Origin of the sequence: Pseudomonas xanthosomatis (assembly GCF_019139835.1) — a bacterium.
Classification (GTDB): Bacteria; Pseudomonadota; Gammaproteobacteria; order Pseudomonadales; family Pseudomonadaceae; genus Aquipseudomonas; species Aquipseudomonas fakonensis.
On the sequence record NZ_CP077075.1, the window covers coordinates 734,709 to 747,365 of the forward strand.

At 65.6% G+C, this 12,657-nt stretch carries 8 protein-coding genes; 3 read left to right on the forward strand and 5 right to left on the reverse strand.

Annotation, left to right across the window (positions count from 1 at the left end):
• Positions 1-4: 4 nt before the first annotated feature.
• From ssuC to KSS93_RS03270, 3 genes are read left to right on the forward strand one after another with little or no spacing between them, the layout of a single operon-like run.
• Positions 5-802 (forward strand): aliphatic sulfonate ABC transporter permease SsuC, encoded by a 798-nt coding sequence (gene ssuC / locus KSS93_RS03260; protein WP_217887124.1) that lies wholly within the window; start codon positions 5-7, stop codon positions 800-802.
• Positions 802-1,614, forward strand: a complete 813-nt coding sequence (gene ssuB / locus KSS93_RS03265; protein WP_217888674.1) for an aliphatic sulfonates ABC transporter ATP-binding protein — start codon at positions 802-804, stop codon at positions 1,612-1,614. The genes ssuC and ssuB overlap by 1 nt, the downstream gene beginning before the upstream one ends.
• A 31-nt stretch (positions 1,615-1,645) precedes the next feature.
• Entirely contained in the window at positions 1,646-1,861 is a 216-nt protein-coding gene (locus KSS93_RS03270) for a TOBE domain-containing protein (RefSeq protein WP_008095172.1), read from the forward strand.
• 42 nt (positions 1,862-1,903) lie between these two features.
• Here KSS93_RS03270 and KSS93_RS03275 read toward each other — a convergent pair whose 3' ends face one another.
• From KSS93_RS03275 to KSS93_RS03295, 5 genes are all read right to left on the reverse strand, one after another.
• A complete protein-coding gene (locus KSS93_RS03275; RefSeq protein WP_217887125.1) occupies positions 1,904-7,351 on the reverse strand; it encodes a hypothetical protein in 5,448 nt (1,815 codons plus the stop codon).
• Positions 7,352-7,433: 82 nt separating this feature from the next.
• The gene (locus tag KSS93_RS03280; protein WP_217887126.1) at positions 7,434-8,072 is read right to left on the reverse strand and encodes a TetR/AcrR family transcriptional regulator; all 639 of its coding nucleotides are present in this window, start codon (positions 8,070-8,072) and stop codon (positions 7,434-7,436) included.
• Entirely contained in the window at positions 8,072-9,649 is a 1,578-nt protein-coding gene (gshA, locus tag KSS93_RS03285; protein WP_437182104.1) for a glutamate--cysteine ligase, read from the reverse strand. The genes KSS93_RS03280 and gshA overlap by 1 nt, the downstream gene beginning before the upstream one ends.
• Positions 9,650-9,889: 240 nt before the next feature.
• The gene (locus KSS93_RS03290) at positions 9,890-10,273 is read right to left on the reverse strand and encodes a PaaI family thioesterase (RefSeq protein WP_217887128.1); all 384 of its coding nucleotides are present in this window, start codon (positions 10,271-10,273) and stop codon (positions 9,890-9,892) included.
• A complete protein-coding gene (locus tag KSS93_RS03295; RefSeq protein ID WP_217887129.1) occupies positions 10,273-12,600 on the reverse strand; it encodes a Tex family protein in 2,328 nt (775 codons plus the stop codon). Before KSS93_RS03295 ends, KSS93_RS03290 begins: the two co-directional genes overlap by 1 nt.
• Positions 12,601-12,657: the final 57 nt, after the last annotated feature.

The following is a 12,657-nucleotide window of genomic DNA, read 5'->3' on the forward strand; positions in this document are numbered from 1 at the left end:
GGTCATGAGCCATTCAACCCCTAACACCTGGTCCAAGCGCCTGGCGCCCTGGGCCCTGCCATTGGCGCTGCTGGCGGTCTGGCAACTGGCCGTGAGCGCCGGCTGGCTGTCCACGCGCATTCTGCCGGCCCCAAGCGCCGTGATCAGCGCTGGCGTCGAGCTGGTGCGCAGCGGCGAAATCTGGACCCACCTGGCCATCAGTGGCTGGCGTGCCGGCGTCGGCTTTGTCATCGGTGGCAGCCTGGGGCTGCTGCTGGGCTTCATCACCGGCCTGTCGAACTGGGGCGAGCGCCTGCTCGACAGCTCGGTGCAGATGATCCGCAACGTGCCGCACCTGGCGCTGATCCCGTTGGTGATCCTGTGGTTCGGCATCGACGAGTCGGCAAAAATCTTCCTGGTGGCGCTGGGTACCTTGTTCCCCATCTACCTCAACACCTACCACGGCATCCGTAACGTCGACCCGGCGCTGGTGGAGATGGCGCGCAGCTACGGGCTGTCGGGCTTCTCGCTGTTCCGCCAGGTGATCCTGCCCGGCGCGTTGCCCTCGATTCTGGTGGGCGTGCGCTTTGCCCTGGGCTTCATGTGGCTGACGTTGATCGTGGCCGAGACCATTTCGGCCAGCTCCGGCATCGGCTACCTGGCGATGAACGCCCGTGAGTTCCTGCAAACCGACGTGGTGGTGCTGGCCATCGTGCTGTACGCCGTGCTCGGCAAGCTGGCTGACCTTGCCGCCCGCGGCCTTGAGCGTGTGTGGTTGCGCTGGCACCCGGCGTACCAGGTGGCGAAGAAGGAGGGCGCATGATGACCGTGCTCAACGAACAGCCGCCACGCCTGCTGCGTGGCATCCCGCTGGCCGCCAATGGCCTGCGCAAGACCTTCGGCCAGCGTGAAGTGCTACGCGGTATCGACCTGCACATCCCGGCCGGGCAATTCGTCGCCATCGTCGGGCGCAGCGGCTGCGGCAAGAGCACCTTGCTGCGTTTGCTGGCCGGGCTCGACCAGCCCAGCGCCGGCGAGTTGCTGGCCGGTGCTGCGCCACTGGACGAGGCCCGCGAGGAAACCCGCCTGATGTTCCAGGACGCACGCCTGCTGCCGTGGAAGAAGGTGATCGACAACGTTGGCCTGGGCTTGTCTGGCAACTGGCGCCAGCGCGCCCTGGACGCCCTGGAAGCCGTCGGCCTGGCTGACCGCGCCAATGAGTGGCCGGCTGCGCTTTCCGGCGGCCAGAAGCAGCGCGTGGCCCTGGCCCGGGCGTTGATTCACCAGCCGCGCCTGCTGTTGCTGGACGAGCCGCTGGGGGCGCTGGATGCCCTGACTCGTATCGAGATGCAGCAATTGATCGAGCGCCTGTGGCGCCAGCACGGCTTCACCGTGCTGCTGGTCACCCACGACGTCAGCGAAGCCGTCGCCGTGGCCGACCGGGTGATCCTGATCGAGGACGGCGCCGTCGGCCTGGACCTCACCGTCGACCTGGCAAGGCCCAGGGCGCGTGGTTCGCACCGCCTGGCTGCGCTGGAAAGCGAAGTGCTCAACCGTGTTCTGTCCGCCCCGGGCACCCCGCCCGAGCCGGAACCTGTAGCCCCTTTGCCCACGCAGCTGCGTTGGGCCCACTGAACCCCCGAAGCCAAAGAGAAGGAATCACACCATGACCATCAAAGCCATCAACGTGCGCAACCAGTTCAAAGGCACCGTGAAAGAAATCCTCGAAGGCCCGGTACTGTCGGAAATCGACGTGCAGACCGCCTCCGGCATCGTCACCTCGGTGATCACCACCCGTTCGGTGAAAGAGCTGGAACTGCAAGTGGGTAGCGAAGTGATCGCCTTCGTCAAATCCACCGAAGTGTCGATCGCCAAGCTGTAAGCCTGTTTCCCCCGGGCTGCCTGGCAGCCCGGGGGTGTCACCTCACGCAGCCGGTCGCAGGTTGCCGAACAGTTGGGTGGCCTGCGCCTCGCTCAGGCTCCCGCGCCACGCGCCTTCGCCCAGGTCGCGTTCACTTGCCAGCTTCAAATGCCCGGCTTCCAGCTTCCTGAAGCCTTGTGCAGGTTGCTTGCGGAAGTGGAAATGCGCGTACCACAAAACCTGCTGGGTCGTGCGGTCCCGCACAAGGTATTCCTCCAGGTATTCGGCAGGGTTGCCCTGACGGTCGAGCTTGGGCTTCAAGACGCGCGACCAGGCCAGCTGCACCTCTTGTTGCTCGACCAGGTATTGCAGATGACCGACGGCTGGTTTGCCGGTGGCCTTGGTCTGCGCGATGCGCAGCTGGCGGCCAAGCGCCTTCATCTGCTCGGCGCCGGCCTCCAGCCTTTGCGTCAGCGCGGTGTGTTCGGCGCTGATTGCGCTGCCGGCCTTGAGCCGGATTTGCCCGGCGATGAAGCGCAGCCGCTGTGCGTGCCCTTGCGCGATGTCTTCCAGGTCGGCAGGGATGGCTTGTGGCGTCTGGTATCGGCGTAACTTGGCCTGCTGCGGCAGGAGGTCGTTCAGCTGCGCAGTGGCGACCCCGACCAGGTTCTGCAGCGTCTCGCTCGGTGCCGTGCGTGCTGGCGCATAGGGCTGCCACTGGTCTGCCGCGTTGCGGGTGTAGAGGCTGTGCGGCTGGTCGGAGTTCGGCTGGTTGATGCGCATGTGCAAATGCCCGCGCTCGACATGCTCGATGCCGATCATCGGCCCCTCCACGGTGTCGAACAGGCGTGGGCGAGAGGCGCCGCGGGCCGGGCCAGGGGCTGGGCGCTGTTGTGCGGCAGCTCTGGCAAGCGTGGCCTCGATGTCATCGTTAAGCTGGCGCAGCAGTTGGCGCAAAGCTTGGGCTTCATCTGCCGACAGCATGTCCTGGAAGCTGTCTTCCCAGGCCGTGACAATGTTCAGGTAGCGCGCATAGTGGGTTTTTGCACTGCTCAGGAACTGGCGCTCCTGGGCGCGGGTCAGGTTGGCATTCGGCATCTCGATGTGGCTGAAGAGGGTGCTGCTCAACGCGTTGGTTTGCTCGTTCAACAGCGGCATGAATACACCCAACTGTGGATGTTCCGCGGCGCTGGCCTTGATCAGCGTCTTCGAGAGTATTGACGCCCTGGTCAGTTGCAGTTCGCGGAGATCCACAGTCAACTTGGTGTCGTCAACGTCTTTGAGGTAAGCGGTCTTGGCCGACTGCGGCATGGTTGCGAGCCTGGCGTGATGGCGAATGGCTATGTGCTCCACCTCCGTTAAAGTCTCGATCATCTCCTTGTTCGCCAGCAGGATGTCCTGTATCAGGCGTTTTGCCATTACGCTCGTCATCGTATGGCCGGTTTGGGCCTGCAGAACCTTGGTGGCGACTGTGACCTGCAGTACGTCGAGGGCCAGACGTGTCGACACCAGATTCATCTCGAGCACGCTCATGTCGCGAATGCTCTGTTGACAATATGCAATGTGTGCTTTCGCTTCTGCCCTGCCCAGCGTCGAGCGGTGCGTCTGCGCGTAGGCAATGGTGCGCTCGTAGAATTCGATGTTGCGCGTGAGTTCCTCGCTCAACGGTTGCCGGGCCTGGGCAATCGCCGCCCTCTGCTGCGCGAGGTCCGCTTGCGCGTCGTTGGCTACCGCCTCTGTCGCCGCCTTGTAGGCCGCTCGCCGGGCCTTCAGGCGCAATGGGATGCGCTCCAGTTCGTCGTTGATGTCCTGCGCGGTCAGCGCCGGGGGTTGGCGACGCAGCACAGCGCGCCAGTAGGCAACGCCGTGGTTGTACAGCGTGGTCAGTGCCCCGCCGCCGCCCTGCAGGCCCGTGTCGACCAGCAGGCCGTTCAGCCTGCCCGGGGTTTCCCATGCGCCTTGGGCACTGAGCCTCACCGGTTGACGGTAGGTAAGGCCACCTTGTGGCTTGAGCCGCCAGGTGGCGTAGGTCGGGTCCCAATCGACCGCATACCAGGCCGTGTTACGCAGGATGTAGCTTTGCTGGGTGGCGCGGTGTTCGAATACGCCAGCACCCTGGGCCAGGCTGGACGGCAGCAGCGGGCCGGCGGGCAGCTCGGCCTCATAGCCGGCGAAGGGGCTGGGGCGCGCCTTGGGCGCTGCGCTCATGGGCGTCAGTGGTGCCAGGTGTTGACGTTGCCGGGCCAGCAGGCGTGGCGTGAGCACAGGCTTGCCGGCGCTGGCGGCCAGGGGCGCAAGGGTCAGAATGGCATCGCTCAAGGACTGCAGCAGGCTGGTCAGGTGCAGCAGGCCTTGCTGCACATCACCCTGACCGAACGCGTTGACCGCCGCCTGCGCCGTCTGCCAGCCGTCGTACATTGCCACGGCCGTACTCGCGCCGGGCAGTACGCCGAGCGCCAGCCGCAGGCCAAGGAAGAAATAGTGGTCGAATACCTGCGGGGCCGCCAAGGCCAGGTCGGCCTGGCTGCGCGATGAGGCGCGATGCTTGCGCACCCTTTCGCCCATCTCCAGGCGCGACGCATAGGTGGGCAAGCTTTCGCTACGTGTAGTACCCAGTGCGATAAAGGCGTTGAAGCCTTTTTGCAGCGCCATGTCGATGTAGCTTGCATGCTCGTCGGGGTTGCCGGACTGGGTGCGGCTGGCCAGGTAACTGGCCATCGAGCGGTCCAGCGCCATGTTTTGCAACGCCTCGCATGCCGCGCTGCCGCTGGCGTGCTGGCTGATGACCTGGCCATTGGGCGCTTCCGGCAGGTACAGCAGCGCAGGGCCGCCCGCGTCTTCGATGACGGTAATGCCGGACAACCCCACTTGATCGCTGGAGCCGTCGGCGGCCGCGCCTGGCCTGAGTGCCAGGGTGTGATAGGCGATCGACCTGGGCGCTTCGGCCTCGACCTGTTCTCGGCAGAACCTTTCCAGCAGTCGCTGGCCATCGGCGCTGAGGCTGGCCGGCCTGCTCAGTGCCAGGAGCCGCAGGCGGTGCTCGTAAGGCCTGCGCAGCACTTCCTGACGCCATTGCACCTGCCAGTCGGTCTCCTGCTCGAGGCCCAGGTAGGCCTGGGTGATGCACTGCTCGTAGCGGCCAGCGGCATCCAGCTGGGTGATCAGCGAGGCGATATAGGCCGGCGTGAGGGCTTGCTCCAGCACAGGGTTTGCCGGGTTGAAGCGGATAATCGCATTGCCCAGCCGCAACCGCCGGCTGTCATCCAGGGCTGTCAGGATGAAGGCCTCCAGGCTCACGTCACTGCGCGCCTTGCTGAAAACTGGAACGTCCCTGGACCCGGCCCCACTCAATGCCGACTGGCCAGTGACCTCTTTCTCCAGAGTGACGCTGTCGGCGATATTCAGGGTGATCTGCGGCATGTGCTGCACACCGAATGCCTGGCGCAAGTGTTCATCCAGCAACTGTCGGGTGAACAGGGTGCGTGACGGCAGGCTGCGGCTGAGCAAGCTGGCCGAGGCCAGCAGGGCGCCTTGCAGCGCGTCGACCTCGGCGGCCAATTCGGCGAGCTGGTCGGCACCGAGGTGTTTCAAGGGGGTGAGTTGGGCCTGGAAATGGCTGCTGCGGTTGCTGTGGGCGAGCCTTGCGAAAGCGATGCTCCTGGCACGGTTCTCGCTGACACACAGGCGTTGGCGGACGAGCTCCCGGGGTGTGGCAGCAGGCAAGGTATCGATGATGCCCTTTACGCAATGCGCCATGAAATGCGCTGCAATGGTCGGGTGATTGAAGGAGAACGGTGCGGGGTGGGTGAGCAGTGCCTGCAGTTGAGCGTCATCGCCCGTCCCTGCCGTTTCCAGCAGCGCATCGGGCCAGGCGCCTTGCAGCGTCGCTTGCAGGCTGCGGACAAGCGACGGTTCATCCGCGAAGGCCATCAGCCCGCCACGTTGCCCAGGCCGGTACAGCAGCACCGAAGGCTCTGCGGTTTCATCGTCCTCACCCGGCAGTGCCCGGAAGGTCATGTAGCCGCTCAACGGCCATGTACGGTCGGCGCCGACCAGCTCCAGGGCGCAGGCCTGCACGGGGCGTTGCAGGCTTGCCTCAGGCCGGTCGACGAGGTGCTCGACCCAGCTCAGGTGAACATCAGACAACTCGCCCACGGCATGCTGCAGGCGGGCCTCCTGCAGCAAGGCCTGGCACAGGCGTTCGCTGAGCGGGTCAAGCTGCGCCTGCAGCTCGTCAGGCGTTCCCCCTTCGGGTCGCTCAAGCAGTGCGGTGTCCTGCGCATCCTGCAACTGCTCCAGCGCCGCCTGGCGCTCGCGCAGTGAGGTGACCTTGGCCGAAGAGGGGTCTGTCTGCCCGTCCAGGTACTGCTCGAGCAAGGCTTCCTGGCGCTCGATCAGGTGCTGGCGCCAGCCCACAGGCAGGTGCGTGGGCAGGCAGGCGAAGTGGACCTCCTCCAGCGCAAGGGCGGTATCGTCGGCAACCACCGCTTCGATGGCGGCTTCGAGCGTGGTCGACAGGCCCTGCCGAACGACCGACTGGCGCTGTGCTTCCCAGGTTTGCAGCGCCAGCCAGTCCAACGGGTCGGTTTTGCTGAGCTGGCAGGCTTGCAGCAGATGATGCTCGGCAATCTCCTCTTGCTGGCTGTGCAACACCTGCAGCCAGGCCTCGAAGCCATCGGCTTGCTGCTCGGTGATCAGTACGTCGTCGAGGCTGCCGGTGGGGATCGGCGAGCGAGGGTCTGACCATAGGAATGAACGGTTTTCAAATACCCAGCCGCACAGCCGCTCGCGGGTTTCGAAGGCAAGCACGCTGTTCGAAAGGCTCGGCAGGTAGATCAGCCAGCCGGGCGCGTCGGGCCCGGGGCCGATCAGCAATGCTGCGGTACTGGGCAATTTGGCGCCTGACGGCAGTTGCCATTCCAGCAGCGCGTAGCGCGGTTCAGGCTGGCCGCCTTGCAGCCAGTGGTTGTTGTCCAGCGTGCCCAGGCCGTAGGCAAGGTCCAGGCTGCGCTTGAAGTGCTGGCGCAACAGCTCGCAGGTGTGAGCGTGGCGTGAAACCCAGCTGCCGGGCATGCGGGCCTCCCAGTAGTTGCGCAGTGCCTGGGCGTGGCTGGCATTCACCAGCGGGGCCAGTACCTGCACCCAGTCGGCTGCACTCAGCGTGGCGTATGGCGAGGTGTCGGCAAAACCCCAGGTCGACCAGCCGAGGAAGGGGTTGGCGTACACCGGGCTGGCCATGATGCGGGCGGCGAATGTCAGCAGGCTCACCTGGCTGTCAGCGTGACGCAAACCGCATTGGGTCGGGTCCGCCTGCAGATGGGCTTGCAGCCTGTCGTGCAGGGTCTGGCGCAGGCTGGGGGCCTGGTTGAACAGGCTGCGTAACTGTTGCGTACAGTCCGCCAGGGGCTGGCGTACGGCCATGAGCAGGTTGCTTTTGCCGGCCAGTTGCTGGCGCAGGGCGTCGGGCAGTGTTGTTACCAGATCGAGCGGGTTGGGGGCTATCGAGGGCATGCGCGGTGATCCTTTCGAGGGTGGCAGGTGAAGCCACCATTGAAGTGATCCGGGCGCCTCAGCAGGCGGTATAAGTTTATGTTCAGCCCTGGCTGCGCAGGGGCAGGAAGGGCGGCAGGTAAAGCGACAGGTAGGCCTCGAACACGCGCATGCCTTCTTCGGCCATGCGCGGGGTTATCTGCTCGAACAGTTGCATGGAGCGTGCGTAGACGCGGTCGCTCAGTTGCATGGCCAGGGCGAACACATCGACGTCAGCCGGCAGGCTCGGTAGCTGGAAATGCTGCTCGAACAGGCGCTGCATCAGCTCGCCCAGTTCCAGGTCGTGCTGACGGTCGGCCTGCACCACTTCACTGAGCCCGTGCTGGGCGAGGATCAGCTGGCGCGCCGCGGCGTCCCCGTTGTAGATGTCCAGCATGCGCTGCTCGATAAGTCGCGACAGGCCGTGCCAGGTGCTGAACGCGGCGCTGTCGATGGGCGCGCTCAGTGCCTCGCGGAAGGCCCGGTGGACATCGGCAGTCAGCGCCTCGAGCAACGCCGGCACGCTGGCGAAAAAGTGGTACACCGACGACGGCGGGATCTGCGCCCGTTCCGCCACGCTGTAGATCGACAGCCCCGCCACCCCTTGCCCGGCCAAAAGCTCGCGCGCGGCCGCCAGGATCGCCTCGATCCTGGCCTGGCTGCTGGCGCGCGGTTTGCGCGGGGTGGGGGCAGGGCGGTTCATCAGTTGCTGATGGCCAGGATGCTGGCCTGGTAGGCACCGACGAACAGGTCGAAGTCACCGACTTCTTCCTGCTCAAGCTCCGACTGCTTGGCCAGCGATTCGCGGGCCAGGGTTTCGAAAGCCTGTTGCTGCTCGGTGCTCAGTGGCTGCTCGCGGAAGGTCTCGGCATGCAGGCGGCTCTGGCGCAGGGAGAACTGCACGAAGGTCTCGTCGTGTTCGGTCATGCGCGCCAGTACCTGGGCCGACGGAGTCAGCGAAGCGTCGTCGACCTTGGCTTGCTGGGCTTGCAGGGCCTTGGCGTGTTCGTTGCCGCCTTGTGCCTGGTCGAGCAGGTCGGCCAGCTGGCCAATGCGCGTGATCAGCTCGCTGGCCCACTGCTTGAGCGCCACCGGTTGGCCGTCACGCTGCAGCGCAAGGCCCGGGCGGCGGCCTTCCTTGACCACGGTCAGGAAGTTGTTGGTGCACTGGCCGCATTCGCCGTTGTCCAGCTGCGGGCTGTCTTCCAGCGCGCAGAACAGCAGGAAGGCGTCGAGGAAGCGCGCCTCGGTGATATCGATACCCACCGGCAAGAACGGGTTGATGTCCAGGCAGCGCACTTCGACGTACTGCACGCCGCGCGAGGTCAGGGCCTGGATCGGCCGCTCGCCGGTGTAGGTGACGCGCTTGGGGCGGATGTTCGAGTAGTACTCGTTCTCGATCTGCAGGATGTTGGTGTTCAGCTGCACCCACTCGCCATCCACGTGCGTGCCAACCTCGACATACGGCGGGTACGGCGTGCCGACGGCCTTGCGCAGGCTGTCGGTGTAGCTGGCCAGGTTGTTGTAGCAAGGCGTCAGGCCCGCCTGGGCGTTGCTCTGGTAACCCAGGTCGCTCATGCGCAGGCTGGTGGCGTAGGGCAGGTACAGGGTTTCGCCGTCCAGCTCTTCGAGCTGGTGCGGGCGGCCACGCAGGAAGCCTTTGTCCAGCGTGGGCGAGGCGCCGAACAGGTACATCAACAGCCAGCTGTAGCGGCGGAAGTTGCGGATCAGCGCGATGTACGCCGAGGACTGGTAGTCGCGGTCGTCATCGGTGCTGCCTTCTTCGGCGCGCAGCAATGGCCACAGCGCTTCGGGCAGCGAGAAGTTGTAGTGAATACCGGCGATGCACTGCATGGTGCGCCCGTAACGCAGGGCCAGGCCCTTGCGGTACACGTGCTTTAGCTTGCCGATGTTGGAGGTGCCGTACTCGGCGATCGGGATGTCCTCCTCGGCCGGCAGCGCGCACGGCATCGACGGGCTCCACAGGTATTCGTCGCCCAGCTTGCTGTAGACGAAGCGGTGCACTTGCTCGAGGCTTTCGATCACCTGGGCGGGGTCGGCCAGGGCCGGGGTGATGAACTCCAGCAGCGACTCGGAGTAGTCGGTGGTGATCTGTTCGTTGGTCAGCGCCGAACCCAGGGCTTCGGGGTGCGGGGTCTGGGCCAGGCGACCTTCGTCGGTCACGCGCAGGCATTCGCGCTCAATGCCGTGCAGGCACTGCTTGAGCAGGTCGAGGTTGTCGCCGAGCAAGCTCAGGCGGCGGTTGAGGAGGTCGCTCAAGATGGATTCCTTCACGCGTCAGTCGCCCCAATATGGGGGTGGAGGTGACGGTCTACAAGGGTAGTTGGGAAAGGAACTGGCGTTGTCGCCTGGTTTACGCGGTTCCGGCAACGGGCCGGGTCGCAGCCATCGCCGGCAAGCCGGCTCCTACAGGGGGCGTGTAGGAGCCGGCTTGCCGGCGATGGGCCGCAAAGCGGCCCCACAATGCTGCTGAAAATACCGCAGATTCTGCTAAAGGAGCTAGAGAACCGCGAAGGTTCCCTGCGCCTTGGCCACCAGCTTGTCGCCCTGGAGCACGTCGGCGTCGACCACCAGGGTGCGGCGCCCGGCGTGCAGCACCCGCGCAGTGCAGACCACCTCGCCTTCACTGACCGCACGCATGTAGTTGATCTTGCACTCGATGGTCACGCTCTGCTGGTCGAAACCATGGCTGGCCGAGCAGGCCAGGCCCATGGCGATGTCCACCAGGCTGAAGATCGCCCCGCCGTGCAGCTTCTGGCCGCGGTTGCGCAGGTGCGGCTCGAGCGCCAGGGCCACCTCGGCGACGCCTGTGTCCAGGCGTTGCAGGCGGCAGCCCAGCAACTGGCTGAAGGCGCTCTGGACGTACTCCTTCGGTACGTCCATCACTTCTTCTTCAGCTGCTTGGCGTTGGCGAACAGCGCGGCCATGGCATTGTTGGCCGGGGCGGCGGCGGTGGTTTCACGCGGGCGTGGCGTCTGCTGCTGGCGGTTGCCGCCATTGCCGCCACGGTTACCGCCGCGGTTGCCCTCGACCTTCTCGCCCGGGGTGTCGCCCATGCGCATCGACAGGCCCACGCGCTTGCGCGGGATGTCCACTTCCATGACCTTGACCTTGACCACGTCGCCGGCCTTGACCGCCTCACGCGGGTCCTTGACGAACTTCTCCGACAGCGCCGAGATGTGCACCAGGCCGTCCTGGTGCACGCCGATGTCGACGAAGGCGCCAAAGTTGGTGACGTTGGTCACCACGCCTTCGAGGATCATGCCCGGCTCCAGGTCCTTGAGGTCCTCGACGCCGTCCTGGAAGGTGGCGGTCTTGAACTCCGGGCGCGGGTCGCGGCCGGGCTTGTCCAGTTCCTGCAGGATGTCGGTGACGGTCGGCAGGCCGAAGGTCTCGTCGGTGAACTTTTTAGGGTCCAGGCGTTTGAGGAAGCTGCTGTCGCCGATCAGCGAGCGGATATCGCGGTCGGTGCCAGCGGCGATGCGCTGTACCAGCGGGTAGGCCTCCGGGTGCACCGCCGAGGCGTCCAGCGGGTTGTCGCCGTTCATCACACGCAGGAAACCCGCGGCCTGTTCGAAGGTTTTCTCGCCCAGGCGGCTGACCTTTTTCAGTGCCGCGCGGGTGGCGAACGGGCCGTTGGCGTCGCGGTGGGCGACGATGTTCTGCGCAAGTGTGGCGTTCAGGCCGGAGATGCGGGTCAGCAGCGCTACAGAGGCAGTGTTGACGTCCACGCCCACGGCGTTCACGCAGTCCTCGACCACCGCGTCCAGGCCGCGGGCCAGCTTCACCTGCGACACGTCATGCTGATACTGGCCGACGCCGATGGATTTCGGGTCGATCTTCACCAGCTCCGCCAGCGGGTCCTGCAGGCGGCGGGCGATGGACACCGCACCGCGGATCGACACGTCCAGGTCGGGGAATTCGCGGGCGGCCAGTTCCGAGGCCGAGTACACCGAAGCGCCGGCCTCGGAGACCATGATCTTGGTGATTTTCAGGGCTGGATATTTTTTAACCAGCTCGGCCACCAGCTTGTCGCTCTCGCGGCTGGCGGTGCCGTTGCCGATGGCGATCAGCTCCACCGAGTGCTTGGCGCACAGCGCGGCCATGATCGAGATTGTGCGGTCCCAGTCGTTCTTCGGTGCGTGCGGGTACACCGTGGTGTGGTCCAGCAGCTTGCCGGTGGCATCGACCACGGCGATCTTGCAGCCGGTGCGCAGGCCCGGGTCGAAACCGAGGGTGGCGCGCGGGCCGGCCGGGGCGGCCAGCAGCAGGTCGTGCAGGTTGTGGGCGAAGACGTTGATCGCCTCGCCTTCGGCGTTGTCGCGCAGTTCGCCGAACAGGTCGGTCTCAAGGTGGGTGTACAGCTTGACCTTCCAGGTCCAGCGCACCACCTCGCCCAGCCACTTGTCGGCGGGGCGGTTGCGGTTTTCGATGCCGACGTGGTTGCTGATCATCAGCTCGCACGGGTGCAGCGTGCCCGGCAGTTCCTCACCGACCTTCAGCGAGGCGCTCAGCACGCCTTCGTTGCGCCCGCGGAAAATCGCCAGGGCGCGGTGCGACGGGGCGCTGCGCAGCAGTTCGTCATGGGCGAAGTAGTCGCGGAACTTGGCGCCTTCTTCTTCCTTGCCGGCCACCACGCGGGCGCTGAGCACGGCTTCCTGCTTGAGGAAGTTGCGCAGTTTTTCCAGCAGGGCGGCATCTTCGGCGAAGCGCTCCATGAGGATGTACTTGGCGCCTTCGAGCGCTGCCTTGACGTCGGCCACGCCTTTTTCGGCGTCGACGAAGCGCGCGGCTTCGACCTCTGGGGCCAGTTGCGGGTCGTTGAACAGACCATCGGCCAGCTCGCCCAGGCCGGCTTCCAGGGCGATCTGGCCCTTGGTGCGGCGCTTTTGCTTGTACGGCAGGTACAGGTCTTCGAGGCGGGTCTTGGTGTCGGCCAGCTTGATTTCCCGGGCCAGTTCCGGGGTCAGCTTGCCCTGTTCCTCGATGCTCGAGAGGATGCTGGCGCGGCGCTCGTCGAGTTCGCGCAGGTAGCGCAGGCGCTCTTCCAGGTGGCGCAGTTGCGTGTCGTCCAGGCTGCCGGTCACTTCCTTGCGGTAACGGGCGATGAAGGGCACGGTCGAGCCTTCGTCCAACAGGCCCACGGCCGCCTCGACCTGTTGTGGGCGAACGCCCAGTTCCTCGGCGATACGGCTGTTGATGCTGTCCATGTAAACCACCTGACAATTGTGAAAACGGGGGCCGCAAGAGGGGCCTGGGCCCGGCGG

Excerpts from the sequence above, each read along its gene's own strand:
- KSS93_RS03280 (WP_217887126.1), bottom strand. The coding sequence starts at position 8,072 with ATGAACCGCCCTGCCCCCACCCCGCGCAAACCGCGCGCCAGCAGCCAG.
- ssuC (WP_217887124.1), top strand. The coding sequence starts at position 5 with ATGAGCCATTCAACCCCTAACACCTGGTCCAAGCGCCTGGCGCCCTGG.
- KSS93_RS03270 (WP_008095172.1), top strand. The coding sequence starts at position 1,646 with ATGACCATCAAAGCCATCAACGTGCGCAACCAGTTCAAAGGCACCGTG.
- KSS93_RS03275 (WP_217887125.1), bottom strand. The coding sequence starts at position 7,351 with ATGCCCTCGATAGCCCCCAACCCGCTCGATCTGGTAACAACACTGCCC.
- KSS93_RS03295 (WP_217887129.1), bottom strand. The coding sequence starts at position 12,600 with ATGGACAGCATCAACAGCCGTATCGCCGAGGAACTGGGCGTTCGCCCA.
- KSS93_RS03290 (WP_217887128.1), bottom strand. The coding sequence starts at position 10,273 with ATGGACGTACCGAAGGAGTACGTCCAGAGCGCCTTCAGCCAGTTGCTG.
- ssuB (WP_217888674.1), top strand. The coding sequence starts at position 802 with ATGACCGTGCTCAACGAACAGCCGCCACGCCTGCTGCGTGGCATCCCG.